This window comes from Pseudomonas sp. 05N432, from assembly GCF_056396945.1.
In genome coordinates, this window is the sequence record NZ_JBFTMM010000020.1 from 66,493 (window position 1) to 92,417 (window position 25,925).

27 protein-coding genes and 1 pseudogene are annotated in these 25,925 nt (G+C 58.7%); 23 read left to right on the forward strand and 5 right to left on the reverse strand.

Annotated elements, in window-relative coordinates; translation table 11 throughout:
• Positions 1-52: 52 nt before the first annotated feature.
• Positions 53-844 (forward strand): hypothetical protein, encoded by a 792-nt coding sequence (locus AC1DHT_RS23370; RefSeq protein ID WP_427541505.1) that lies wholly within the window; start codon positions 53-55, stop codon positions 842-844.
• Between the two features lie 68 nt (positions 845-912).
• On the opposite strand, the gene prmB is transcribed toward AC1DHT_RS23370, so the two are convergent.
• Positions 913-1,821 carry a 50S ribosomal protein L3 N(5)-glutamine methyltransferase gene (gene prmB / locus AC1DHT_RS23375; RefSeq protein WP_427541508.1) on the reverse strand — a complete coding sequence of 303 codons (909 nt, stop codon included), beginning with the start codon at positions 1,819-1,821 and terminating at the stop codon, positions 913-915.
• A gap of 238 nt (positions 1,822-2,059) precedes the next feature.
• Here prmB and AC1DHT_RS23380 point away from each other — a divergent pair, with 238 nt between their 5' ends.
• The 7 genes and pseudogenes from AC1DHT_RS23380 (at position 2,060) to AC1DHT_RS23410 (ending at position 7,109) form a co-directional block, all read left to right on the forward strand.
• A complete protein-coding gene (locus AC1DHT_RS23380) occupies positions 2,060-2,650 on the forward strand; it encodes a cysteine hydrolase family protein (RefSeq protein ID WP_427541511.1) in 591 nt (196 codons plus the stop codon).
• A gap of 132 nt (positions 2,651-2,782) precedes the next feature.
• Complete coding sequence (locus tag AC1DHT_RS23385; protein WP_427532222.1) at positions 2,783-3,103, forward strand: hypothetical protein; 321 nt, start codon at positions 2,783-2,785, stop codon at positions 3,101-3,103.
• Positions 3,104-3,178: 75 nt separating this feature from the next.
• A complete protein-coding gene (locus AC1DHT_RS23390; protein WP_054593499.1) occupies positions 3,179-3,736 on the forward strand; it encodes a Smr/MutS family protein in 558 nt (185 codons plus the stop codon).
• A 1,014-nt stretch (positions 3,737-4,750) separates the two neighbouring features.
• Positions 4,751-5,275: a hypothetical protein gene (locus tag AC1DHT_RS23395; RefSeq protein WP_427532224.1), complete on the forward strand. Its 525-nt coding sequence runs from the start codon at positions 4,751-4,753 to the stop codon at positions 5,273-5,275.
• A gap of 557 nt (positions 5,276-5,832) precedes the next feature.
• Positions 5,833-6,066 (forward strand): annotated as a pseudogene (locus AC1DHT_RS23400) (site-specific integrase); the annotation flags it as partial.
• A 22-nt stretch (positions 6,067-6,088) separates the two neighbouring features.
• Positions 6,089-6,634, forward strand: a complete 546-nt coding sequence (gene folE, locus AC1DHT_RS23405; protein WP_071554020.1) for a GTP cyclohydrolase I FolE — start codon at positions 6,089-6,091, stop codon at positions 6,632-6,634.
• 103 nt (positions 6,635-6,737) lie between these two features.
• Positions 6,738-7,109 (forward strand): glutathione S-transferase N-terminal domain-containing protein, encoded by a 372-nt coding sequence (locus AC1DHT_RS23410; RefSeq protein ID WP_123580334.1) that lies wholly within the window; start codon positions 6,738-6,740, stop codon positions 7,107-7,109.
• A gap of 197 nt (positions 7,110-7,306) precedes the next feature.
• Here the strand turns inward: AC1DHT_RS23410 and AC1DHT_RS23415 are convergent, their stop codons facing one another.
• Positions 7,307-8,473 carry an aminotransferase-like domain-containing protein gene (locus AC1DHT_RS23415; RefSeq protein ID WP_427541514.1) on the reverse strand — a complete coding sequence of 389 codons (1,167 nt, stop codon included), beginning with the start codon at positions 8,471-8,473 and terminating at the stop codon, positions 7,307-7,309.
• A gap of 82 nt (positions 8,474-8,555) precedes the next feature.
• Between AC1DHT_RS23415 and AC1DHT_RS23420 the strand changes: the two genes are divergently transcribed.
• The 3 genes from AC1DHT_RS23420 (at position 8,556) to AC1DHT_RS23430 (ending at position 11,378) form a co-directional block, all read left to right on the forward strand.
• Entirely contained in the window at positions 8,556-8,990 is a 435-nt protein-coding gene (locus AC1DHT_RS23420; RefSeq protein WP_427541517.1) for a MarR family winged helix-turn-helix transcriptional regulator, read from the forward strand.
• A gap of 346 nt (positions 8,991-9,336) precedes the next feature.
• Positions 9,337-10,686, forward strand: coding sequence for an NCS2 family permease (locus AC1DHT_RS23425; RefSeq protein WP_427541520.1), 1,350 nt, complete (start codon positions 9,337-9,339; stop codon positions 10,684-10,686).
• A gap of 65 nt (positions 10,687-10,751) precedes the next feature.
• A complete protein-coding gene (locus AC1DHT_RS23430) occupies positions 10,752-11,378 on the forward strand; it encodes a LysE family translocator (RefSeq protein ID WP_427541523.1) in 627 nt (208 codons plus the stop codon).
• 208 nt (positions 11,379-11,586) lie between these two features.
• Here AC1DHT_RS23430 and uraH read toward each other — a convergent pair whose 3' ends face one another.
• A complete protein-coding gene (gene uraH, locus AC1DHT_RS23435) occupies positions 11,587-11,940 on the reverse strand; it encodes a hydroxyisourate hydrolase (protein ID WP_095078352.1) in 354 nt (117 codons plus the stop codon).
• Positions 11,941-12,377: 437 nt separating this feature from the next.
• Between uraH and puuE the strand changes: the two genes are divergently transcribed.
• The 8 genes from puuE (at position 12,378) to AC1DHT_RS23475 (ending at position 20,758) form a co-directional block, all read left to right on the forward strand.
• Entirely contained in the window at positions 12,378-13,304 is a 927-nt protein-coding gene (puuE, locus tag AC1DHT_RS23440) for an allantoinase PuuE (protein ID WP_427532234.1), read from the forward strand.
• Positions 13,301-13,816 carry a 2-oxo-4-hydroxy-4-carboxy-5-ureidoimidazoline decarboxylase gene (gene uraD, locus AC1DHT_RS23445; RefSeq protein WP_427541526.1) on the forward strand — a complete coding sequence of 172 codons (516 nt, stop codon included), beginning with the start codon at positions 13,301-13,303 and terminating at the stop codon, positions 13,814-13,816. Before puuE ends, uraD begins: the two co-directional genes overlap by 4 nt.
• Before the next feature lie 89 nt (positions 13,817-13,905).
• A complete protein-coding gene (gene alc, locus AC1DHT_RS23450; RefSeq protein WP_429539838.1) occupies positions 13,906-14,901 on the forward strand; it encodes an allantoicase in 996 nt (331 codons plus the stop codon).
• Between the two features lie 142 nt (positions 14,902-15,043).
• Positions 15,044-15,547, forward strand: a complete 504-nt coding sequence (locus tag AC1DHT_RS23455; RefSeq protein WP_429539839.1) for an ureidoglycolate lyase — start codon at positions 15,044-15,046, stop codon at positions 15,545-15,547.
• Positions 15,548-15,598: 51 nt separating this feature from the next.
• A complete protein-coding gene (locus AC1DHT_RS23460) occupies positions 15,599-16,906 on the forward strand; it encodes a urate hydroxylase PuuD (protein WP_427541535.1) in 1,308 nt (435 codons plus the stop codon).
• 138 nt (positions 16,907-17,044) lie between these two features.
• Entirely contained in the window at positions 17,045-18,403 is a 1,359-nt protein-coding gene (locus AC1DHT_RS23465) for a nucleobase:cation symporter-2 family protein (protein WP_019693041.1), read from the forward strand.
• Between the two features lie 517 nt (positions 18,404-18,920).
• A complete protein-coding gene (locus AC1DHT_RS23470; protein ID WP_427541538.1) occupies positions 18,921-19,706 on the forward strand; it encodes an outer membrane protein OmpK in 786 nt (261 codons plus the stop codon).
• A gap of 197 nt (positions 19,707-19,903) precedes the next feature.
• A complete protein-coding gene (locus AC1DHT_RS23475; protein WP_427541541.1) occupies positions 19,904-20,758 on the forward strand; it encodes a pirin family protein in 855 nt (284 codons plus the stop codon).
• 133 nt (positions 20,759-20,891) lie between these two features.
• Here the strand turns inward: AC1DHT_RS23475 and AC1DHT_RS23480 are convergent, their stop codons facing one another.
• Positions 20,892-22,064 (reverse strand): patatin-like phospholipase family protein, encoded by a 1,173-nt coding sequence (locus AC1DHT_RS23480; RefSeq protein WP_427541543.1) that lies wholly within the window; start codon positions 22,062-22,064, stop codon positions 20,892-20,894.
• A gap of 51 nt (positions 22,065-22,115) precedes the next feature.
• Positions 22,116-23,048: a lipid A biosynthesis lauroyl acyltransferase gene (locus tag AC1DHT_RS23485; protein WP_427541545.1), complete on the reverse strand. Its 933-nt coding sequence runs from the start codon at positions 23,046-23,048 to the stop codon at positions 22,116-22,118.
• A gap of 121 nt (positions 23,049-23,169) precedes the next feature.
• On the opposite strand from AC1DHT_RS23485, the gene minC reads away from it, so the two are divergent.
• From minC to AC1DHT_RS23505, 4 genes are all read left to right on the forward strand, one after another.
• A complete protein-coding gene (gene minC, locus AC1DHT_RS23490) occupies positions 23,170-23,907 on the forward strand; it encodes a septum site-determining protein MinC (protein WP_054598158.1) in 738 nt (245 codons plus the stop codon).
• 200 nt (positions 23,908-24,107) lie between these two features.
• The gene (gene minD, locus AC1DHT_RS23495; protein ID WP_427530447.1) at positions 24,108-24,920 is read left to right on the forward strand and encodes a septum site-determining protein MinD; all 813 of its coding nucleotides are present in this window, start codon (positions 24,108-24,110) and stop codon (positions 24,918-24,920) included.
• Complete coding sequence (minE, locus tag AC1DHT_RS23500) at positions 24,920-25,174, forward strand: cell division topological specificity factor MinE (protein WP_019693048.1); 255 nt, start codon at positions 24,920-24,922, stop codon at positions 25,172-25,174. Before minD ends, minE begins: the two co-directional genes overlap by 1 nt.
• A gap of 91 nt (positions 25,175-25,265) precedes the next feature.
• Positions 25,266-25,901 carry an RluA family pseudouridine synthase gene (locus AC1DHT_RS23505; RefSeq protein ID WP_007940846.1) on the forward strand — a complete coding sequence of 212 codons (636 nt, stop codon included), beginning with the start codon at positions 25,266-25,268 and terminating at the stop codon, positions 25,899-25,901.
• Positions 25,902-25,925 lie beyond the last annotated feature (24 nt).

A 25,925-nucleotide genomic window follows, 5' to 3' on the forward strand; every position in this document is an offset into this window, starting at 1 on the left:
TCGGCAGCCCATTGGCTGCCGCCAAGCAGGGCTTGGACAGGATCTCGCCGTTATGACTGATACCCAGAATTCACCCGAAACCGCGCCAGAAACCACCGCCACTGAAGTGGTCGACCTGCCGTGGTCGGACGTCCAGGCCGAGCACCACAAGATGCTTCGCCTGGCGCCGCTGAAAACCGATCGAGCGACCGGTGGGCGGCCATTGCGCTTTGTCGAGTTCGGTTATGCCGAGCGCAACAGCAAAGAACGCAGCCTGCTGCGCATGAGCATTTCACTGCCCGGTCAACGGGTGCGCAAAGAACAGAACCACCTGGACGTCTGGGTCGATCATGAGAACCGTCGCGTGCACTTCGGTCCCGACAGCGGTCTGCAGATTGAACCGCTGAACCGTGGCATTGGCCGCTTTCTGGCGGCTCAAGGCATTACGTGGGCAAAGAAAAAGTGGTCGAGCTACACCGTCGACGGTGCGGACCTGAACAACAAGGACGCCCTCAACGAAGACACCCGCCTGCGCCGCGACCACTTCCTGCGGGTGCACGGCTTTGACGTGGTCTACGCCGACGCCCAGCATTTGAAGGGCAGCGTCAAAGAGGTAAAGGTCGGCGATCTGCTGGGCGACTGGAACTCCGAAAAGCTGCAGTTCGTGGAAATCCTCGAAGCCGCGCAGATGCTGCAGCAAGCCGAGCAGAATCTGGCGGAGCAGGAAGTCAAACTGCAAAAGCAGGAAGAGAAAGTCAGCAAATACAAACGCGAGGACACCGGGCTACGCTTCACCATCACTTGTCTGGTGGCGTTTTCGGTGTTCCAGGCGGGACTGCTGATCTGGATCGCTACGCACCGCTAAAAATCCGAGTTTGCTGAGGCCCTTGTGGCAAGGGAGTTTGCTGAGGCTCCCTCGCCACGTTCACCACATTAAACCCTGGCAGCGAACAACGCCTGATGCTGGCGGCATTGCTCGGCGCTGAGCATGAACACACCGTGACCGCCGCGCTCGAACTCCAGCCAGGCGAAATCGACTTCCGGGTACAACGCCTCGACGTGTACCTGGCTGTTGCCGACTTCAACGATCAGCAAGCCCTTCTCGGTCAGGTGATCCGCCGCTTCAGCGAGCATGCGCCGTACCAGGTTCAAACCATCGTCGCCGCAGGCCAGACCCAGCTCGGGCTCGTGCTGGTATTCGTCCGGCATGTCGGCAAAATCTTCGGCATCAACGTAAGGCGGGTTGGACACGATCAAGTCGAAACGCTGCCCTGGCAAACCGTCGAAGCCATCACCCTGAACGGTGTACACGCGCTCATCGACGCCATGGCGCTCGATGTTCTGATTGGCCACTTCCAGCGCTTCGAAAGACAGGTCCGCCAACACCACTTCAGCGTTCTGGAACTCGTAGGCGCAGGCTATGCCGATGCAACCGGAACCGGTGCACAGGTCGAGAATCCGCGCAGGCTCGGCGCCCAGCCACGGCTCGAAACGTTTTTCGATCAGTTCGCCAATCGGCGAACGCGGAATCAATACACGCTCGTCAACGATGAACGACATCCCGCAGAACCAGGCTTCGCCCAACAGGTAAGCCGTCGGGATGCGCTCCTCGATTCGACGTTTGAGCAAGCGCTGCAGGTTGACCAGTTCGTCGTCTTCAAGACGGCAGTCCAGGTAGCTGTCGGCAATTTCCCACGGCAGGTGCAACGCCCCCAACACCAGTTGGCGGGCTTCGTCCCAGGCGTTGTCGGTCCCATGGCCGAAAAACAGATCCTCCCCATGAAAACGGCTGACAGCCCAACGAATGTGGTCGCGCAAGGTGCGCAGGCGGGAAGTGATCACGGGGCAAACTCATGAAAAAACGACTGGCGATTCTAACAGCCTAAACCCGCCCCGACGACGCAAGAAAGATCACCGGACGAATGTAGGATTGATCCTGATTTTCAGCTTTTGATTGAACATCTGCTCAGCTCTTGACAGGCTGCAGGCCAGCAACGACGGTGCCTACGATGGTAGCGATTCACAGAAGCGCTCAGCCAGAGGACAATGTCGCAAAAGCCCCACTCGAAGGAGCCCCAGAATGTCCGTTCCAAAAACGATGTTTCAACTCAGCGGTCGTGGTTACGCGCCGGCCAATCTGGCCCACGCGACGCTGGTGATCATCGATGCCCAGAAAGAATACTTGAGCGGCCCCCTGGCCCTTTCCGGCATGGACGCCGCTGTCGACAACATCAAGCAATTGCTCGCGGCTGCCCGCAAGGCGGGTCGGCCAATCGTCCATGTTCGCCACCTCGGCACCGTCGGTGGCCTGTTCGACCCACAAGGCGAACGCGGTGAGTTCATCCCCGGCCTTGAACCACTGGCTGACGAAACCGTCATCGGTAAATTGCTGCCCAGCGCGTTCCACGGCACCCCGTTGGAAAAACGCCTGCAAGACCTCGGCTCGCTGGACCTGATCGTCTGCGGTTTCATGAGTCACTCCAGCGTCAGCACCACCGTGCGCGCCGCGAAGAACCTGGGCTTTCGCTGCACCTTGGTCGAAGACGCCTGTGCCACCCGGGACCTGCCTCACAAAGGCGGAGTCCTCAGCGCCGAACATGTCCAGCAGACTGAAATGGCGATCATGGCCGACAACTTCGCGACCCTCGCCCAGACTCAGGACCTGATCTGATCGAGCGCTTGATGAGCGGCCAACGCAGCCGCTCATCCGCAAAAACCTCTCATTCCCTGCAATTGCCTTAGCCTCAGGAACCACCCGGTCAACTCCCGGTCGAAGGGCCGATACCCATTGAGGAAGGTCGGAATGAAGAAATCCGATGGTTTTGACGCTCGCCGCTTGCGGCCCAAAGGCCCACGCAACTGGCGTTATCGTTTTGGTGCGGCATTTTCCGCGCTGCTGGCAACCCTCGGCGTGTTGCTGATGATGGCCGGTGCAGCCAGCCTGTTGGGCCACCCGCCGGCGCTCGGCGAGTTGAACGCCAGCCCGGCCGGCGCGGCGGTGGTTCTGGCGATAGGCCTGTTGCTGCTGTATGTCGGTGTTGCGTTGTGGCGTCGCTGCCGCCGTCGGATGCGCCAACCGCGCGAGCTGAACCTGGCTCCGCACTTGATGAAAAAACATGACTGAGTGGTGCGCGTTGCGTTTTGACGCGCCCGATTCACCTCGACTTGGGTAAACTGGCCGCCCTTCGCGGAGGCTGACATGCAAGACGACGATTTTTCCCTGTTCAAAAGCGCGATCCAAGGCGTCAAGCCGATCAAGCACGATCGCGCCGAAACCGGCAAACCCAAGGCTGACCGCGCGCACATCGCCAAGCTGCGTCAGGCCGCCACCGTGCGCACCGATGCCACCACCGTTGACGGTCTGTCCGATCAGTTCGTGATCGATGTCGGTCCGGAAGACGAGTTGATGTGGGCGCGTGACGGCGTGCAGGAAAGCCAGATGCGCAAGCTGAAGGTCGGGCAGATCCCGTTCGAAGGCAGCCTCGACCTGCACGGCATGACCGTCGAAAAAGCCCGCGAGACGCTGTGGGCTTTTCTCGCCGAAGCCACAAAATTCGAAATCCGTTGCGTACGCGTGACTCATGGCAAGGCTGTACGCCTGGACGGCAAGCGGCCGATGATCAAAAGTCACGTCAACACGTGGCTGCGTCAGCATCCACAGGTGCTCGGCTTCACCTCGTGCCAGCCAAAACATGGCGGCGCCGGAGCGGTTTACGTGATGCTCAAACGCACCATGATGGAAGGTCGTGACGAGTAAAGCTGTCGCTTCACGCTTGCAGTGCCGTATTTGCCACCGTGCCCTTTGCGTAAAATCCCACAGGTAGTTTCATGCCCCTGGAACAGCATTACACCGCTACGTTATAGGAGCGGTTTTCCAAGTGTCCGGGGGCAGTAAACTGGTGGCGATATACTTAGGGTAGGGAGTAACTTCAATCTAGACATAAAGGTGGCCGGATTCTCGACAAGCGTGACGATGTCGGAACAACCTGGAAAAAAAATAACTCCTCCAGATGGTCAACGCTCCACTGAAGTTTTATTTAACAGTCGATCCAACCCCACTTGGTACAAATGAAATCGGCCGAAGCAGTCACACTACTACCGAGCGATTTTTCCACGCTTGCTTCAGAACCTCTTAACGCCCAACTCACCGCCCAATCAAAAATCACCCATAGCTTTAATTGCGCTTCCTAGCGCGCCCTCCGCGGAAATCAAACCATTGATTGCTTATGCATTCATGCTCGCATCCAGCTCTCAGCATCCAAATCTACCGCACACTTTAGAATCAACCCGCTTATAGCCAATAGCAATATATAACACTTATTTAATATACTTCGGATGCCTATAGCTTCTGAAATCCGCTCTTGCTAACCGGCTTGGCTTGGCCGGCAGCGGACAGGCCTGAGGCCTTCGTTTTCTGCCCGCGACTCCAATGTGAAGGTAAATACGCTACCGTTGATGCCAGAGAGTTTTACTTCTAATCTTCATGCGAAGCTATGTCCTCGTTTTTTGTATTTGTAGGTAACCATCACCATTGGCGAAGCCCCGAACTTCTTCACTTTTAGTTTCAGATCAGGCACTTAGGATCAAGAAAACGTCATTCAAATCATCCTCCCTTTAGCCATAAATAAAAAATTGACGAATAGGCTTTCAAACATTTGACAGAGTGAGTTCTCCCATCAAGAATTGCCCAGCGCGTTTCCAAGGTTGGGATCGCGTAACAAGGAGAAATTCTTTTCTAGAATTTCAGCGCAGATAAAAAAAGGAAATTAAAATGTCTGAAGCACTCAAGGGAAAAATCTCGAACGACACCCTAGGGCAAGTTCAAACCTACACCCTCTTCAACCAGAATGGCATCCTGATCACCTTGGATCTGCCCAGCCCAGTGACGCTCAATCTGAACAGCCAGGAGTATTACCCCCCCCTCACGGACCTATCCACAAAAGTCGTTCCAGTTTTGCGCAACACCTCGGGCCTTGACCTCAAATCGGCGACGTTCACTATCCAAGTCAATGACGTAAAAGAGGACGACAACACGCTCGCGAATGTGCGGTGGTGGAACGTCAATCAGGCAGATGGGCATCAGTCCATGGTATTCACTTGTGGCCCGATTGATAACGGGGACCACAGCTCAGGCACAGCCACCACTTCTGGATACTCTCGAATCCGGTGGGCCACCATGGCGAACACTGGGCGCAAAAATGAAACCTTTACCGTGAGCGATGTCTCGCTCACCTTCAAATCTACTTCTCCGGTAACTACGGGTGCAACTGACGGGCCGGTTATTAGAGTTGGCTAGTTGATCTGCCACCGCGGGGCCCAGAGTTCTGGTCCCCACGGTCGTCCCCGCCGCTGCGATGTTTTGCCAAATCGACGTGCTGGACGGATCGAAAAAGCTTGAAGCCGATTTGCCGGTCTTAAGTCAAGGCTAAAAGCCACCGCGCCAGCAGGATTCAACTGCAAGGTTTGCCCTTTAACTCAACCGGATCGGTTGAACCCGTCGAACCCGTATCCTCTCCACCGGCTACGACCGAGTCGTGCCTGCCCCCCACGCGGATCAAGCGGTAGTAAGACAGCCTGCACCGCCCTGGCAGTCAACTCCCCCAGAGAAACCTTGGTGCCGCCAATGCGCCCACAACGTGTCACCGAACTTTGGCTGGTGCACAACACATCCAGTTCCGACGGACTCACTTGGCAGACGATCCGGTTGTAACACCCTCAGGCGGTGACAGCCGGCCGCCAATCAAATTTTATGGCTCACACCAGCCCCCCCTTTTCGCTGGGCGGTCATCACCTTAACTCGCCCGTCAGGCGAAACAGCGCTTGGCATCGAAAGGCTGTTTCTCCATCACCCATTTGAAGCTTCGCGCCCGCCGGCAATACAACTGCCGGCACACATACGCTACCATGTGCCTCATGGCGGGTATGAACCCTGCATTTATTGCCAATCAGCTCGGTCATAGCGTTCAGATGTTGCTATCGACCTACGCCCGATGGATAAACTCCAGCACCGACTGGGGCGAACTCGGGAAGCTCGAAAACAGCTTGATTGGTACAAAATTGGTACAGACAGAAACAGTACCCCTCTGAAACCCTTATGGAATCAGCCCCTGTGACACTGGAACAGAATTACACGGCGATCCTCGGCCAGCTTGGCGAAGACGCCACCCGCGAAGGTCTGCTCGACACGCCTAAACGTGCCGCCAAAGCCATGCAGTACCTTTGCCGCGGTTATGAGCAGACGCTCGAAGAAGTCACCAACGGTGCCTTGTTCAGCTCCGACAACAGCGAAATGGTGCTGGTCAAGAACATCGAGCTCTACTCGTTGTGCGAACACCACTTGCTGCCATTCATCGGCAAGGCCCACGTTGCCTATATCCCGAGTGGCAAGGTGCTGGGCCTGTCGAAAGTCGCGCGGATCGTCGATATGTACGCCCGCCGCCTGCAGATCCAGGAAAACCTCAGCCGGCAGATCGCCGAGGCGGTCCAGCAAGTTACTGGCGCCCTGGGCGTGGCGGTGGTGATCGAAGCCCAGCACATGTGCATGATGATGCGCGGTGTAGAGAAACAGAACTCGTCGATGATCACCTCGGTGATGCTCGGTGAGTTCCGCGAAAACGCGGCGACCCGCAGCGAGTTTCTCAGCCTGATCAAGTAATCCGCTGTACGAAGAAAACCGGCATTCATCGCCGGTTTTTTTTCGCCTGTGAAAAATCAGGTAAGCTGCGCGCCTTTCTTCATTCGCCCGTGAGGCTTATACCGTGTTAGTAAAAGCGCTTCGTGTCGGCCTCGGCCAGCTGATCATTTTCATCGACTTCCTCACCCGCCCGAGCAAAAAGAAGCGCCCCGCCGCCGCTCAGGCCCAGGTCGAAAACGCAGCGAAAGGCCTGACGCTGTATCAGTTCCACGCCTGCCCGTTCTGCGTGAAAACCCGCCGCACCCTGCGCCGCCTGAATGTGCCGGTGGCGTTGCGTGATGCGAAGAACAACGAACAGGATCGCCAGACCCTGCTGGAGCAAGGTGGCAAGATCAAGGTGCCGTGCCTGCGCATCGAAGAGAATGGCCAGACCACCTGGATGTATGAGTCCAAGGTGATCATTGATTATCTGGACAAGCGCTTCGCGGCAGCCTGACTTTTTGTAGTGATCTGACGGACGCCATCGCGAGCAGGCTCGCTCCCACAGTGGTTTTGTGTTGTGGATAAGTTTTGTGTTCAAAACAAATCCCATGTGGGAGCGAGCCTGCTCGCGAAGACGCCGGCACTATCACCACAAATCCCGGACAAAAATAAACCGGCCCATTCGCCGGTTTATTTGTTTTTGGCTTTCCCTTACGCCGCCTCCGCAGCCTGTGCCTGACGCACCACTCCAGCCAATCGTTTAAGCCCTTCGTCCAGCCGCGCCGGATCGATGTGGCTGAAGTTCAGCCGCAGATGCCCCGGATTGTTGTCCGGTTCAGAGAAGAACGGCTCTCCCGGCATGAACGCCACGTCCTGCGCCAATGCCTCGTTCAGCAAGGTCCGGGTGTCCAACGGCTGCTTCAGGGTCAACCAGAAAAACAGCCCGCCCTGCGGCACATTCCACTCGGCCAGATCGGAGAAATGGGTTTCCAGTGCCAACTGAAAGGCGTCACGCCGAACCCGGTAGAAGTCCCGCAGTTCACTCAGGTGATCGCGAAACTTCTCGCTGCCAATCCATTGCAACGCCTGCCATTGACCGACACGGTTGGTGTGCAGGTCTGCCGACTGCTTGAGTCGCAGCAGGTGCGGGAACAGGTCCGGGCTGGCGATCAGATAGCCGACGCGCAAGCCAGGCAGCAAGGTCTTGGACACGGTGCCGGTGTAGATCCAGCTGGCCTTCTTCAAGCGACTGACGATAGGCGTCGCGCTGCCGCCATCAAAGGTCAGTTCACGGTAGGGTTCGTCTTCGATCAGGGTCACGCCAAACTCATCGAGCAACGCTGCCACTGCATCGCGCTTGGCGTCGCTGTAGCGCACGGCCGAGGGGTTCTGGAACGTCGGGATCAGATAGATGAACGCCGGGTGATGTTTTTCCAGGCGCATACGCAGCTCCTTCAGGTCCGGGCCATCGGCCGCAAGCGGCACGGTCAGGCAGTCAGCGCCGAACAGCTGGAAGATTTGCAGCGCCGCCAGATAGGTCGGCGCTTCGAGCATGATCTCGGTGCCTTTGTCGATGTACAGCTTGGCCGCCAGATCAAGGGTTTGCTGGGAGCCGCTGACCACCAACACCTGACTCGCCTCACACGGTACGCCCAAGGCCCGGGCCTCAGCTGCCAGCGCTTCGCGTAATGCCGGTTCGCCTTCGCTCATGCCGTATTGGCCCATGGACAACGGCATGTCAGCCCACTCGACCTTCGGCAGCATGGCTTCGGCAGGCAGGCCACCAGCAAACGACATCACTTCCGGGCGCTGAGCCGCGGCAAGGATTTCACGGATCAAAGAACTTTTAAGGCGCGAGACACGTTCGGAAAAAGCCATGGGGGTCACCGGTAGCGAAGGCCAAGGAAATTAAGTCAAACTACTTGACCGAAATTACGACAGCGCGAGCAGATACGTCAATATGCTTGACCTTAAAAACCAGACCACCCAGCAAGCCGCCATGGAAGCGTTCTTCTTCGGCTACCAGGCCTTCACCGCCAAAGCCGACGAAATGCTCGAGCGGCGCGGTTTGAGCCGCGTGCATCAGCGCATCGTGTTTTTCATCGCCCGCTACCCGGCCCTGAGCGTCAAGGAATTGCTCGCGCTACTTGGTGTGAGCAAGCAGGCGCTGAATATTCCGCTGCGCCAATTGGTGGAGATGCACCTGGTGGACAGCGTGGCGTCAGCGACCGACAAGCGTAAACGCCTGCTGCAACTGACCGTCGACGGCGCGCGGTTCGAGGAGTCGCTGCGACGTGAGCAAGTGAAATTGCTTGAGCGAGTGTTTGCCGAGGCTGGCGAGGCGGCGGTGGATGGTTGGTTGGCGGTGAATAAGGCGTTGGGCGAAAACCGCTAAACCAGGCTTTTGTAGCAGCTGGCGAAGCCTGCGTCCGGCTGCGAAGCAGTCGTAGGGTTCCCCCCGATAAACCGTAGAGGTGGATTTTACGACCGCTGCGCGCTCGAACGCAGGCTTCGCCAGCTGCTACGGAACAGCCCTATCCCCTGCATATAGCTTTCCCTCCAGACTTTTCGTCTACAAAATCAAAAACATTATTTGCTTTATTTGTATACAAAAGCATAATCCGTTTCGTGCGAGTTCCTGACCAAGCGGTCAACAAATTCGCAAGTACCTCAAAGAGCCGCTGCCCACCTCATGTGTCCGGCTCTGGAAATAACAATAAAACTCTTGAGGAGTACTCGCTGTGGAAAGCCGCAAATCCGAAGCCTCGACGCTGGAACTCTCGCCGCCATTACGCACTGGCTGGCTGGAGCGCATTTTTAAACTCAGCTTGCATGGCACCACGGTGAAGACCGAGTTGATCGCAGGTATTACCACCTTCATCACCATGGCCTACATCATCTTCGTCAACCCCAACATCATGGCGGACGCCGGGATCGACCACGGCGCCGCCTTCGTCGCGACCTGCATCGCGGCTGCGCTTGGTTGCCTGTTGATGGGTCTGTACGCCAACTGGCCTGTCGGCCTCGCACCAGGCATGGGCTTGAACGCCTTTTTTACGTACACCGTGGTCGGCACCATGGGCTACCACTGGGAAGCTGCGCTGGGCGCGGTGTTCATTTCCGGTGTGTTGTTCATGTTCCTGACGCTGTCGCGCGTGCGGGAATGGCTGCTCAACAGTATTCCGGTGAGCTTGCGCTTCGCCATGGGCGCAGGCGTTGGCTTGTTCCTCGGGATCATCGGCCTGAAAACCGCCGGCATCATCGTCGCCAGCCCGGCCACATTGATCAAGCTGGGCAATCTGCGTGACCCTGGTCCGCTGTTGGCCGCCGTCTGCTTCCTGATGATTGCGGTACTCAGTTACCACCGCGTGTTCGGTGCAATCCTGATCAGCATCATCGCCGTGACTCTCGCCGGTTGGGGTCTGGGCCTGGTGCACTACAGCGGCATCATGTCGCCCCCTCCCAGCCTGGCACCGACCTGGATGGCCATGGACATCGCCGGCGTGTTCAACGTCAGCATGATCAGCGTGGTGCTGGCGTTCCTCTTCGTGCACATGTTCGATACCGCCGGGACCCTGATGGGCGTGGCGCAACGGGCAGGTTTGGTCGGCAAGGACGGGAAGATCGAAAACCTCTCCCGCGCGTTGAAAGCCGACAGTGCGTCGAGCGTGTTCGGGGCGATGGTCGGTGTGCCGCCGGTCACCAGTTATGTGGAAAGTGCTGCGGGTGTGGCCGCCGGTGGTCGTACCGGTCTTACCGCAGTGACCGTAGGTGTGCTATTTATTGCCGCGATGTTCTTCGCGCCGCTGGCTGGCATGATCCCCGCTTACGCCACCGCCGGTGCGCTGATTTACGTGGCCATGCTGATGATGAGCGGCCTGGAGCACATCAAGTGGAGTGAAGCCACCGACAGCATTCCGGCGATTGTCACGGCCATCATGATGCCGCTGACCTTCTCGGTTGCCGACGGTATCGCGCTGGGCTTTATCACCTACGTGGTGCTCAAGGCCGGTACGGGTAAACACAAGGAAATTTCCATCAGTCTTTGGGTGCTCTGCGCGATCTTTATCGCCAAGTTCATTTTCTTGTAAGCGGTACGCGTTTCAAACCAGCCTCACCCTGTCGGGTGGGGCTTTTGCACATAGGGAGGAAAGTGATGAGTCTGGAAACCTGGCTGCTGTTCAGCGGCGCTGCACTGGTGGTGATCCTGATCCCGGGGCCACTGTCGTTGCTGATGATCAGCAACAGTCTGAATTACGGTCTGCGGCGTTCTTACCCGGCGTTTCTCGGCGGCGTATTTGCCTCGATCTGCCTGCTCAGTGCTTCGGCATTGGGTCTGGGCGCCCTGCTGCTGGCTTCGGAGCAACTCTTCAGTGCGCTGAAAATTGTCGGCGCGCTGTACCTGTTCTACCTCGCCTGGCAAAGCTGGCAGCAATCGCGGCAGCCATCGACCGGCGCCGAAGTGCCCCAGACCGCGCCGACACCGCGCTTTCGTGCACTGTTCGGGCGCGCGTTCGTGCTGGGTGCCAGCAACCCGAAAGACATCCTGTTTTTCGCCGCTTTCCTGCCGCAGTTCTTGAGCACACAGCAGCCGTTTCTGCCGCAGTTGCTGATCATGATCGCCACCTGGACCGTACTGGATCTGTGCTGCAAGGTGGCCTACGGCCTCGGCGCTCATGGTGCCGCGCGGTACCTGCGCAGCGGCAAGGGCCAGAGCTGGTTCAACCGGATCAGCGCCGGGTTGTTCAGTGGCGCGGGTGCTGCATCGTTGTTGAGCCGCTAAGAGCATCGTCGGAACGCCGCCCGGAGCCGGCACAGACACCACAGGTTTTGTGAACGCCACAATCCAATGTGGGAGCGAGCCTGCTCGCGATGGCGCCGGCACAGACACCACATTTCTCAAGGCGAAAAAAAGCCCGCAGTGTGAGCGGGCGAAAGACCAAAGAAGCTATATGCGCAGTCGCTTCTGAGAAAGATAGCAGGGGAAAGTCCTAGCTTCCTCTGTAGGTCGAATAGCTGTAGGGCGAAATCAACAACGGCACATGGTAGTGATCCTGCTCTGCCGAGATGCCGAAGCGCAGCACCACCACATCCAGAAAGGCCGGCTCCGGCAGCTGCACACCGCGCGCGCGGTAGTAATCGCCGGCATGAAACTGCAACTGATAGACCCCGGAACGGTAGTCATCGCCTTGCAACAAGGGTGCGTCGCAACGGCCGTCGCTGTTGGTCAGTGCACTGGCGACCAATTCCAGCTGCGAACCCTCAACGCGGTACAACTCGACCTTGATCGAGCTGCCCGGGCAACCGTGTGCTGCGTCCAAAACGTGTGTAGTCAAACGTCCCATTGATTCTGCGCGCCTGCCTGCGTTTGCAGCAGTCAGGCCTCGCGCCTCCCGGAGTCAGTTAAAAAGGAGACCGCACCTTTTCGGAGCACGAAAAGCGGCGGCGAGCGACTGATTAAGACACTTTTCAAAAAAATTGTACACAATAAAAACGACATTTTTTACCACCACCTCCGCCATCCAAGGTTTCTCTGCAAATCCGACGCTGAACCATAAGATCAGAGGACCTTACATCCATTAGCTGACCACTCAGGCAGGTTTCTTGCAGTACTCCGAAAAGACGACAGTTGATGAAAAATGCAAAAAATCAGGCTTACAAAGTGAATATAAAGTTGTATACAATCAGCCCATCGCTGTGACGCCAGCCTGTCACCTGACCTTCAGGCCGCCACACATCCCTTATCGCGAATAAGCAACCCCGAATAAGAAGGAAGACTGCAGTGAGCGCTGACTACCCACGCGACCTGATCGGTTACGGCAGTAACCCTCCCCACCCACACTGGCCGGGCAATGCCCGCATCGCCTTGTCCTTCGTGCTCAATTACGAGGAAGGCGGCGAGCGCAACATCCTGCACGGCGATAAAGAGTCGGAAGCCTTCCTCTCGGAAATGGTCTCGGCGCAGCCGCTGCAAGGCGAGCGCAACATGAGCATGGAGTCGCTGTACGAGTATGGCAGCCGTGCCGGCGTCTGGCGGATCCTCAAGCTGTTCAAGGAATTCGACATCCCACTGACCATCTTCGCCGTGGCGATGGCCGCCCAGCGCCACCCGGACGTGATCCGCGCCATGGTTCAAGCCGGTCACGAGATTTGCAGCCATGGCTATCGCTGGATCGACTACCAGTACATGGACGAAGCGCAAGAGCGTGAGCACATGCTCGAAGCGATCCGCATCCTCACCGAAATCAGCGGCGAGCGCCCGTTGGGCTGGTACACCGGCCGCACCGGGCCGAACACCCGTCGGCTGGTAATGGAAGAAGGCGGTTTCCTGTACGACTGCGATACCTACGACGATGACCTGCCGTACTGGGAACCGAACAACCCGACCGGCAAACCGCACCTGGTGATCCCGTACACCCTGGACACCAACGACATGCGCTTCACCCAGGTTCAGGGTTTCAACAAGGGTGACGATTTCTACCAGTACCTCAAGGACGCGTTCGACGTGCTTTACGCCGAAGGTGCCGAATCGCCAAAAATGCTCTCCATCGGTTTGCACTGCCGCCTGATCGGTCGCCCTGCCCGCCTGGCCGCACTCAAGCGGTTTATCGAATACGCAAAAAGCCATGAGCAGGTCTGGTTCAGCCGCCGGGTCGATATTGCCCGCCACTGGCACGAAACCCACCCTTACCCAGAGGCTTCGAAATGACTGCCTTCCAGACCCTGAAGCCATCGACCCTGAGCCGCGACGCCTTCGTCAACGCCTTCGCCGACATCTACGAACATTCGCCATGGGTCGCCGAAAAAGCCTTCGACCTGGGCCAGGACGCGGCGATCGACGAGATCGAAACCCTGCACCAGCGCATGAGCGATATCCTGCTGTGTGCCGATCACGCCAGCCAGCTGGCCTTGATCAACGCTCACCCGGACCTGGCCGGCAAAGCCGCCGTCCAGGGTCAACTGACCGAAGCCAGCACCAACGAGCAAGCTGGCGCCGGCATTCACCAATGCACGAGCGATGAGTTCCAGCGCTTCACCGAGTTGAACGATGCCTACAAAGCCAAGTTCAAGTTTCCCTTCATCATGGCGGTAAAAGGCAGCAACCGGCATCAGATCCTCGCAGCATTCGAAACGCGCATTCACAATTCAGTCGACACCGAATTCAAATGCGCGCTGGCGGAGATCAACAAGATTGCGCTGTTCCGATTACTGACTCTTTAGCGAGCTGGGCCCGAGCGTGAATGAACGTGAAAAACGCCCAGGGTCCTGCAAGCATCCCAAGCCACTTTAATTAAAGGCAGACAAGAAGAATGAAAGCTTACGCCGTACCTTTCGAGAAGTTCGTCAACCTGGCCGACGCCCGCCTGGGCACCAAAATCATCTCGGTCACCGATGACTGGTTCGCTGATGCCAACCGCCTGTTCCAGCCGACCCCGGCCGTATGGAAAGAAGGCGTGTTCGATGACAACGGCAAGTGGATGGATGGCTGGGAATCGCGCCGCAAGCGCTTCGAAGGCTACGACAGCGCGGTGATCCGCCTCGGCGTGCCGGGCTCGATCAAGGGCGTAGACATCGACACTTCATTCTTCACCGGCAACTACCCGCCATCGGCCTCCCTGGAAGCGTGCTTCCTGGCCTCGGGCGAGCCGGACGAAAACACCCAGTGGACTGAAGTGCTGTCGGCGGTCGAGCTACAAGGCAACAGCCACCACTACCACGAAATCAACAACGACCAGGCCTTCAGCCACCTGCGCTTCAACATCTACCCGGACGGCGGTGTCGCCCGTCTGCGCGTGTACGGCATTCCGTTCCGCGACTGGTCGGCGGTGGGCGACAACGAGCAAATTGACCTGGCCGCAGCCCTGAACGGCGGTCGCGCCCTGGCCTGCTCCGACGAACACTTCGGTCGCATGAGCAACATCCTCAACCCGGGCCGTGGCATCAACATGGGCGACGGCTGGGAAACCGCCCGTCGTCGCACCCCGGGCAATGACTGGGTGATCGTCGCGTTGGGCCACCCGGGCGAGATCGAAAAAATCATCGTCGATACCCTGCACTTCAAGGGCAACTACCCGGACACCTGTTCGATCCAGGGCGCGTTCGTCAAGGGCGGTACCGACAGCCAGATCGAAACCCAATCGCTGTTCTGGCGCGAATTGCTGCCAGCGCAGAAACTGGAAATGCACGCCGAACACACCTTCGCCGAGCAGATCAAGGCCCTGGGTCCGATCACCCACATCCGCCTGAACGTGTTCCCGGACGGTGGCGTGAGCCGCTTGCGGGTACTAGGCAAAGTCGCCAAGTAAGCGGTGAAGCCAATCGCGAGCAGGCCCGCTCCCACATTGGATTGTGGTGTTCACAAAACCTGTGGGAGCGAGCCGGCTCCGGGCGGCGTTCCGACGATAGCAATAGACCAGACAACAACGAATTCAAGACAAGAAGACCAGCATGCGCACATTGACGATTGAACCGCTGACCAAAGAAGCCTTCGCCCCTTTCGGTGACGTGATCGAAACCGATGGCAGCGATCACTTCATGATCAACAACGGTTCGACCATGCGCTTTCACAAACTGGCGACGGTGGAAACCGCCACGCCGGAAGACAAGGCGATCATCAGCATCTTCCGCGCCGACGCGCAGGACATGCCGCTGACCATCCGCATGCTGGAACGCCATCCGCTGGGCAGCCAGGCTTTCATACCGCTGCTCGGCAACCCCTTTCTGATCGTGGTCGCGCCACTTGGCGATGAACCTGTATCAGGCTTGGTCCGCGCCTTCGTCACCAACGGCAGGCAGGGCATTAATTACCATCGCGGCGTTTGGCACCACCCGGTGCTGACGATCGAAAAGCGGGATGACTTCCTGGTGGTTGATCGCAGTGGCACAGGCAATAACTGCGATGAGCATTTTTTCAAAGAGGATGAGTGTTTGATCCTCGCCCCCCACCAATAAGAGAAGGTCTGATCACTCGACAACAAGAGTGACAGGCGAGAGGTAAAGACTGTGGAAGCACATCTGTTGGAATGGCTGAACCTGAGCGTGCGCTGGGTTCACATGATCACTGGCGTGGCCTGGATCGGCGCGTCGTTCTACTTTGTCTGGCTGGAAAACAACCTCAATCGGGTCAACCCGAAAAACGGCCTGGCGGGCGATCTCTGGGCGATTCACGGTGGCGGGATCTACCACCTGGAGAAATACAAACTGGCCCCACCGACCATGCCGGACAACCTGCACTGGTTCAAATGGGAAGCCTACTTCACCTGGATGTCGGGGATCGCGCTGCTGTGCGTGGTGTTCTACTCCAACCCGACGCTGTACCTGCTGGCACCGGGCAGCAGCCTGAGCGGACCGGAAGGCGTGGCCATCGGTCTTGGCTCGCTGTTCATCGGCTGGTTCATCTACTCCTTCCTGTGCGACTCGGCCCTGGGCAAACGCCCTGCCCTGCTAGGTGGAATTCTGTTCGTGCTGATCATTGGCGCCGCTTACGGCTTCAGCAAAGTGTTCAGCGGTCGCGGTGCGTACCTGCACGTTGGCGCCATGATCGGCACCATCATGGTCGGTAACGTGTTCCGCATCATCATGCCGGCCCAACGGGCACTGGTGGCGGCCATCGCCGAGAACCGCACGCCGGATCCGGCACTGCCAGCCAAGGGCTTGCTGCGTTCACGGCACAACAACTACTTCACCTTGCCGGTGCTGTTCATCATGATCAGCAACCACTTCCCGAGCACTTACGGCAGCCAGTACAACTGGTTGATCCTGGCCGGGATCGCGGTACTCGCGGTGTTGGTGCGTCACTATTTCAACACCCGCCACGAAAGCCACAAGTTCGCCTGGACCCTGCCCGTCGCGGCAGTGGGCATGATCTGCCTGGCGTACGTCACCGGCCCAGCGCCAATGAACACCCCGGAAGTGGCCAAGGCACCGGCGAAGATCGAGTACCAGCCGCTGCCCGAAACCGCCCTCGGCGGTGGTAGCAAACCTGCTGAAGCAGCGCCTGCGGCCCCGGCTGCGGCTGCTGCACCCGCGCAAGCTTCGACAGCAAGCGGTCCGGACTTCAGCAAGGTACACAGCGTGATTCAGGAACGTTGTGCGGTCTGCCATTCGGCCAAACCGACCAGCCCGTTGTTCAGCGCGGCACCGGCCGGCGTGATGTTCGATACCCCGCAACAAATCCAGCAATTGGCCCCGCGGATCCAGGCCCAGGCTGTCGCCAGCCAGATCATGCCGTTGGGCAACATCACGCAGATGACCCAGCAGGAACGCGACCTGATCGGCGCCTGGATCAACCAGGGAGCCCGGACCAATTAAGTAGTAAAAACATCGCGAGCAAGCTCGCTCCCACACAGGCAACTCAAATCCTGTGGGAGCGAGCCTGCTCGCGAAAGACCGCAACGCGGTCCACCTGATGCACAAAATCACAAGAATAAAAAAGATCCGAGGTGTTGCATGTCCGTGTCATCCGAAGCACGCATCCCCGACGCACCCGCGATTCAACGACTGCCGTTGTTGCAACTGATTCTGGTCGGTCTGCAACACGTTCTGCTGATGTACGGCGGAGCCATCGCGGTGCCGCTGATCATCGGACAGGCCGCTGGCCTGAGTCGTGAAGAAATCGCCTTCCTGATCAACGCCGACCTGCTGGTCGCCGGCATCGCAACCGTCGTGCAATCACTGGGCATCGGCCCCATGGGCATTCGCATGCCGGTGATGATGGGCGCCAGTTTCGCGGCGGTCGGCAGCATGGTGGCCATGGCCGGCATGCCTGGCATCGGCCTGCAAGGGATCTTCGGCGCGACCATCGCCGCCGGGTTCTTCGGCATGCTCATCGCGCCGTTCATGTCCAAGGTGGTGCGTTTCTTCCCGCCGCTGGTGACCGGCACGGTCATCACCTCGATCGGTTTGTCGCTGTTCCCCGTGGCCGTGAACTGGGCGGGTGGCGGCAACGCTGCCGCGCAATTCGGCTCCCCCGTCTACTTGACCATCGCCGCGCTGGTGCTGGGCACCATCTTGCTGATCCACCGCTTCATGCGCGGTTTCTGGGTGAACATTTCGGTGCTGATCGGCATGGGCCTGGGTTACATCCTCTGCGGCCTGATCGGCATGGTCGACCTCAGCGGCATGGCGCAGGCGCCGTGGGTGCAAATCGTCACCCCGCTGCATTTCGGCATGCCGCAATTTCATCTCGCACCGATCCTTTCAATGTGCCTGGTGGTGGTGATCATCTTCGTCGAGTCCACCGGAATGTTTCTCGCCCTGGGCAAGATCACCGGCCAGGAAGTCTGCCCACGGATGCTCCGCCGCGGTTTGCTGTGTGATGCCGGCGCGTCGTTCTTCGCCGGGTTCTTCAACACGTTCACCCATTCCTCGTTTGCCCAGAATATCGGTCTGGTGCAAATGACCGGCGTGCGCTGCCGTTCGGTGACCATCGTTGCCGGTGGTCTGCTGGTGGTGCTGAGCCTGCTGCCCAAAGCGGCCTTCCTGGTGGCATCGATTCCACCGGCGGTACTTGGCGGCGCGGCGATTGCGATGTTCGGCATGGTCGCGGCTACCGGGATCAAGATCCTCCAGGAAGCCGACATCGCCGACCGTCGCAACCAACTGTTGGTGGCGGTGAGTATCGGCATGGGCCTGATCCCGGTGGTTCGACCGGAATTCTTCGCCCACTTGCCGTTGTGGATGAGCCCGATCACCCACAGCGGCATTGCCATGGCGACCCTCAGCGCCCTCTCGTTGAACCTGCTGTTCAACATCCTCGGCGGCGCAGAACGAGCCGCCAACAACGAGTGCCACGCTCATCAACACTGACGGATGACCGGACGGCCCGACTGTCCTTCCATCGTTATCCGGTTTCACCCGTGACACGAAATACCCGCATGACAGACCGGCCAGCGATACGTCCGGTCGCCGTCAGCGGCTGTCTGCGCCTTAACAATAAAAACAATCGAGGAGCAACACGATGACAGACTTGATAACGGCGCTCCGTTGCGGGGCGCTTGAGCCATGGCGCGGGAGTCAGTATTCTCCGCGGCCGCCTGAATCGGCTCTAAAAAAAAGCCCGGAATTATTTCCTGACCAGATAGCCAGCTTATCCCGGCTCTGGGCGGTCACACGGCACACTCCAATAAAAACCGAATGGACGCTTGATCGACTGTTTTCGAACAGCCGAACGGGCGTTCTTTTGCTTTTGAAAAGCCTTGGCCCAGCGCTTGCCGGAGCGCTGAGACCGGCCGACTGGATAACGTTTTACGGCAACGAAAAACAGGCGCCACACCAGAGCGCCGATTCAAAAAAACGTGGAACCACTTACTTTGGGAGCAACCGAATGAACCGTACGTGCACTAGCCTGATGCTCGCTGGATCCTTGCTGGCGGGGGGCCAGGCAATGGCCGGCGATCTGCTGCAGTGGCAGAACAACAGCCTGACCTATCTCTATGGCAAAGACTTCAAAGTCAACCCGAGCATCCAGCAAACCGTGACCTTCGAGCACGCCGATGCCTGGAAATACGGGGACAACTTCCTGTTCATCGACAAGATTTTCTACAACGGCAAACCTGACGCCTACGTCGGCAATAACACGTACTACGGTGAGTTCAGCCCGCGCCTGTCGTTCGGCAAGATCTTCGACCGGAAACTCGAATTCGGCCCGATCAAGGACGTCCTGCTGGCCATGACCTACGAGACCGGTGAAGGCGACGTCAACTCCTACCTGATCGGTCCGGGCTTCGACCTGGCCATTCCCGGTTTCGATTACTTCCAGCTGAACTTCTACAATCGCCACACCGACGACAAACGCCCGGGTAACAACATCTGGCAGATCACTCCGGTGTGGTCCTACACCATCCCGGTGGGCAGCTCCAGCGTGCTGATCGACGGGTTCATGGACTGGGTGGTCGACAACGACAAGAACAGCCAAGGCACCTACCACGCCAACCTGCACTTCAACCCGCAGATCAAGTATGACCTGGGCAAAGCCTTGCACTGGGGCGAGAAGCAGCTGTACGTCGGTGTCGAGTACGATTACTGGAAGAACAAGTACGCCATCGAAGACACGAAGGACTTCACCACCAATCAGAGCGCCACGAGCTTGTTGGTGAAGTACCACTTCTGATCCAGGGTTGAAAGATCGCAGGCTTCGCCAGCTCCTACATAAGCGCATCGAGTGTAGGGGCCGGCGCCGGCTGCGGTCTTTTGCTTTGCCGCCAACACATCGAACTTCCCGATTAAACCCCCGCAAAATTCGCAACCATTGATCAGTCCGTCTGGCATAGCATGGCGCCATTCCACTCTGATCGAGGAGTTGCACCGATGACTCAATTTCGCAAAGTGCTTAGCCTGCATACCGGCCAACCCGCGTCCGATGGCGCCGGGGTCAAGCTGACCCGGGTATTTGGGGGGGCTGGTGTCGAACGCTTCGACCCGTTCCTGATGCTCGACGAATTCGGCTCGGAAAATCCCGACGACTACATTGCCGGTTTCCCCCCCCACCCGCACCGCGGCTTCGAAACCGTGACCTACATGCTCGAAGGGCGCATGCGCCATGAGGACCATCTGGGTAACGTCGGTTTGCTGGAAGGCGGTGGCGTGCAATGGATGACTGCCGCCAAGGGCATCATCCACAGCGAAATGCCGGAGCAGGAAGAAGGCGTGATGCGCGGCTTCCAGCTATGGCTGAACCTGCCAGGCAAGCACAAGCTCGATCCGGCCAGCTATCGGGATATTCAGCCAGCGGACATTCCACGGCTGAAAACCGCGCAAGGCGTCGAGGTGGTGGTGATCGCCGGTCTGTTCGACGACGGCACCGTCAAGCAAACCGGTGCGGTACAACGGCCAGACACCGAACCGTATTACTTTGATTTCCATCTACCGGCCGGCACCAGCATCACACCGAAACTGCCGGATGGGCATCGGGCACTGCTCTATGTGTATGACGGCAGCGTTGAATTGCCGGGGCAAACCCAGAGTGTCGGCGTCAGCAAACTGGTCCGTTTGTCGGATGAAGGCGAGTTGCAACTGAGTAGCGAGTCCGGGGCCAGAGTGCTGTTGATCGCCGGTAAACCGCTGGGTGAGCCGATCGTGCAGTACGGGCCGTTCGTGATGAATACCCGGGAGGAGATCGAACAGGCGTTGCGTGATTTTCGCGATGATCGGTTGACCGCCTGAGTTTTGCATCGTCTGCAACGGAGCCATCGCGAGCAGGCTCGCTCCCACATTTGATCCTCAGTGCACACAATATTTGTGTCGACGACGATCTCCTGTGGGAGCGAGCCTGCTCGCGATGGCCGCGCCACAGTTTTCAAGCCGGGATTACAGGCTCTTCCAACCCCAGGAACCGGCACAACTCTTCGCGCTTGGCCAAGGCATCGCGGCGGCCAAGCTCGATCAACTCGCTGCAATACCCTGCCTCGAACAGCAGATAACTCAACACCCCGGCCCCGCTGGTCCTGGTCGCACCCGGTCCGCGCAAGAACAGTCGCAACGCGGCTGGCAGCTCTTGCCGATGCCGTGCGGCGATTTCATCGATCGGCTGACTCGGAGCAATCACCAACACGTCCACCGGTGCAACACCGAGGCTGTGTGCTGCGGTACTCGCTGGTAACAAGTGACTGAACTGGTTCAAGCGTTGCAACAGCTCGATGTCACTCTCGAGGCTGTCAATGAACGTACTGTTGAGCAGGTGCCCGCCAATCTGCGCCAACGAGGGTTGCTGACCGGTGTAGGTGCGCTGCAACGGATTATCGGGGTCAACGCCGCGCGGGTTACCACTGACGCCCACCACCAGCACCCTGCTCGCCCCCAGGTGCAGGGCCGGGCTGATCGGCGCCGACTGCCGCACCGCACCATCGCCGAAGTACTCGTTGCCGATCTTCACCGGCGCAAACAACAACGGGATCGCCGAACTGGCGAGCAAATGGTCGACCGTCAATTGAGTCGGCATGCCGATACGCCGATGGCGCAACCAGGCATCGATACTCCGGCCCCCCTGATAAAAGGTCACGGCTTGCCCGGACTCATAACCGAACGCAGTCACGGCCACCGCATGCAGTTGTTTTTGTGCAATGGATTCATTGATGCCGGACAGGTGCAGGTTATCGTTCAACAGATCGCGCAGCGGGGAACTGTTGACCAGCGCCACCGGTACTTTTGCGCCGATCCCCAACAGGCTGTGACTGACAAACCGAGTGGCCTGGCTGATGACTCCCGGCCAATCGCTGCGCAGCACCAGGTCGCTGCGAAAGCCCTGCCAGAACGCGGTCAACCGCTGGATGGCCGCGGTAAAGTCCGTCGCCCCGCTGGCCAGGCTTACCGCATTGATCGCCCCGGCCGAAGTACCGACGATCACCGGAAACGGATTGGCGGAACCTGCCGGCAGCAGCTCGGCTATCGCCGCCAATACCCCGACCTGATACGCCGCCCGAGCCCCGCCGCCGGAAAGAATCAAACCTGTAACCGGCTCAGTTGAACTCATCGCAACGCTCCATGGTGCCTGGGCCTTTCAATCTAGTCTGACGAAATGGATTTAACCGCGCTTGGCATACAATTTCGGTTCGCCGGGCGGACGACTCTTGAAGCGTCGATGGGTCCAGAGGTATTGCTCGGGACAATCGCGCACGCAACGTTCAACCCACTGGTTGATCCGGATGCAGTCAGCTTCGTCGCTTTCACCCGGAAAGTCGTTCAGCGGCGCATGGATCACCAGGCGGTAGCCACTGCCATCGGCCAGGCGTTCCTGGGTGAACGGCACCACCAGCGCCTTGCCCAGCTTGGCAAACTTGCTGGTAGCGGGAACGGTTGCGGCCATAATGCCGAACAACGGCACGAAGATACTTTGCTTGGCGCCGTAGTCCTGGTCCGGTGCGTACCAGATGGCCCGGCCAGCGCGCAGCAACTTGAGCATGCCGCGTACGTCATCGCGCTCTACCGCCAGCGAGTCGAGGTTATGCCGCTCGCGACCACGCCGCTGAATGAAATCGAACAGCGGGTTTTTATGTTCGCGGTACATGCCGTCGATGGTGTGCTGCTGGCCGAGCAACGCCGCGCCGATTTCCAGCGTGGTGAAGTGCAACGCCATCAGGATCACACCCTTGCCGTCGCGTTGAGCCTGTTTGAGGTGCTCCAGGCCTTCGACATGGGCCAGGCGTGCCAGGCGCGCGCTGGACCACCACCAGCTCATGGCCATCTCGAAGAAGGCAATCCCGGTCGAGGCGAAGTTTTCCTTGAGCAGACGCTTGCGCTCGGCAGGTGTTTTTTCCGGGAAACACAGTTCCAGGTTGCGTTTGGCGATACTCCGACGATCGGTGGCAACCCGATACATCCCGCTACCCAGCAGGCGACCAATGCGCAGCAGCAGCGGATACGGCAACTGAACGACCAGCCACAACAGCCCTAGACCGCACCATAGCAGCCAAAAACGCGGATGAAAAAATGCAGCTCGAAATTGCGGGCGATCCATTAACGATTCCGGACAGACAACAAGGCCGCGCATTCTACATCGGTTCGACCCGGCTTGCGGCTTACGGGCGTTCTCGTTATAAGTCTCGGCACTTTTAGTGACAAGCCGTTTTATGCCGACCATGAGCCAAACCGAACCGCTAGACCAAGATCCCGTGTTCCAGTTGAAGGGCAGCATGCTCGCCATTACGGTGCTGGAACTGGCCCGCAATGACCTTGAAAGCCTTGACCGACAGCTGGCTGCGAAGGTCGCCCTGGCGCCTAATTTTTTCAGCAATGCGCCGCTGGTGCTGGCCCTGGACAAACTCCCGGCCACTGAAGGCGCGGTCGACCTGCCTGCGCTGATGCGTGTTTGCCGCCACCACGGCTTGCGCACGCTGGCCATCCGCGCCAGTCGCATCGAAGACATCGCCGCTGCCATTGCCGTCGACCTGCCGGTGCTGCCGCCGTCTGGCGCACGCGAGCGTGCACTTGACCCGCACGAAGGCGAAGTCAGGAAAAAGCCGGAAAAGCCGCCTGAGCCGACCATCAAGCCAACCCGAATAATCACTTCGCCAGTACGTGGTGGCCAGCAGATTTATGCCCAAGGTGGCGATTTGGTAGTGGTTTCCTCGGTCAGCCCGGGGGCGGAACTTCTCGCCGATGGCAACATCCATGTATACGGACCGATGCGCGGTCGCGCGCTGGCCGGTGTAAAGGGTGACTCCAAGGCACGGATTTTCTGTCAGCAATTGAGCGCTGAACTACTCTCCATCGCCGGTCACTACAAGGTTTCCGAAGATCTGCGCCGCGATCCGCTGTGGGGGGCCGGTGTACAAGTCAGCCTGTCGGGTGACGTGTTGAACATCATTCGGCTTTAACGGATACTGCCGCATTTTCCAAGCATCTCTAAAACGTAGCGAAAACGGCTCAAACGAAGTAGGAAAATGGCGCAAGGCAGCGTTTACCCGAGGTAAACCCCGCCCAACACCGGATTCCAGCCAAGGCTGTCCGACTGCAGTAGTTTTCAGGAGATGTTTTTCAGGGGCTAAAAGTCCTTTTTCCTTAGGGGTGAAACACCTTGGCCAAGATTCTCGTGGTTACATCCGGCAAGGGTGGTGTGGGTAAGACCACCACCAGCGCCGCTATCGGTACCGGCCTCGCTTTGCGCGGTCACAAAACAGTCATCGTCGACTTCGACGTCGGCCTGCGTAACCTCGATCTGATCATGGGTTGCGAGCGCCGCGTGGTGTATGACTTCGTCAACGTGGTCAACGGCGAAGCCAACCTGCAGCAAGCCCTGATCAAAGACAAGCGCCTGGAAAACCTCTACGTGCTGGCCGCCAGTCAGACCCGCGACAAAGACGCGCTGACCCAGGAAGGCGTGGAAAAGGTCCTGATGCAGCTCAAGGAAGACTTCGAATTCGTGGTCTGCGATTCTCCGGCGGGCATCGAGAAAGGCGCTCACCTGGCCATGTACTTCGCGGATGAAGCGATTGTCGTGACCAACCCGGAAGTCTCCTCGGTTCGTGACTCGGACCGCATGCTCGGCCTGCTGGCGAGCAAGTCGCGTCGCGCCGAAAACGGCGAAGACCCGATCAAGGAACACCTGCTGCTGACCCGCTACAACCCAGAGCGCGTAAGCAACGGCGAAATGCTCGGCGTCGAAGACGTCAAGGAAATTCTGGCGGTCACCCTGCTGGGCGTGATTCCAGAGTCGCAAGCCGTACTTAAAGCTTCCAACCAAGGCGTGCCAGTGATTCTCGACGACCAGAGCGACGCCGGTCAGGCGTACAGCGATGCCGTCGATCGTCTGCTGGGCAAAACCGTGCCACACCGGTTCCTTGACGTTGAGAAGAAGGGATTCTTCGAGCGCCTGTTTGGAGGTAGATAATGAATCTTTTTGACTTCTTTCGTGCCAACAAGAAAGTAAGCACCGCGTCGGTAGCGAAAGAGCGTCTACAGATCATCGTGGCGCATGAACGCGGCCAACGCAGTACCCCTGATTACTTGCCGGCCTTGCAGAAGGAACTGGTCGAGGTAATTCGCAAGTACGTCAATATCGGGTCCGATGACGTGCACGTCGCACTGGAAAACCAGGGCAGCTGCTCGATTCTGGAACTCAATATCACCCTGCCTGATCGCTGAGTCGATCCGGCTGGAGCCACGGCGGCTCAGGTCCTTTCCAGCAACGGAGAGGACCTGAGCCGCCGTTGGCGTTTGTTACGAGGCTGTTTTAATGCCGCTGTCGAATATCCGCATCATCCATCAGGACGCCGCCGTACTGGTGGTGGACAAGCCTACCTTGCTGCTCTCCGTGCCTGGTCGCGCCGATGACAACAAGGACTGCCTGATCACCCGCCTGCAAGAAAACGGCTACCCGGAAGCGCGCATCGTCCATCGACTGGACTGGGAAACCTCCGGAATCATCCTGCTGGCCCGCGATCCCGATACCCATCGCGAGCTGTCTCGACAGTTTCACGACCGCGAAACCGAAAAAGCCTACACCGCACTGTGCTGGGGCCAACCGGAACTGGACAGCGGCAGCATTGATCTGCCGTTGCGCTACGACCCGCCGACCAAACCTCGCCACGTAGTGGACCATGAATTCGGCAAGCATGCGCTGACCTTCTGGCGCGTGCTGGAGCGTTGCGGCGATTGGTGCCGGGTGGAACTGACGCCGATTACCGGCCGCTCGCATCAGTTGCGCGTGCACATGCTCTCCATCGGCCATCCGTTGCTGGGTGACGGGCTTTACGCTCACCCGCAAGCCCTGGCTGCCTGGCCGCGCCTGTGCCTGCACGCCAGCATGCTCAGCTTCACCCACCCGCAAAGTGGCGAACGCTTGCGCTTCGAGTGCCCGGCACCGTTTTGAACACTCGTGAGCAGCCCGTCGCAG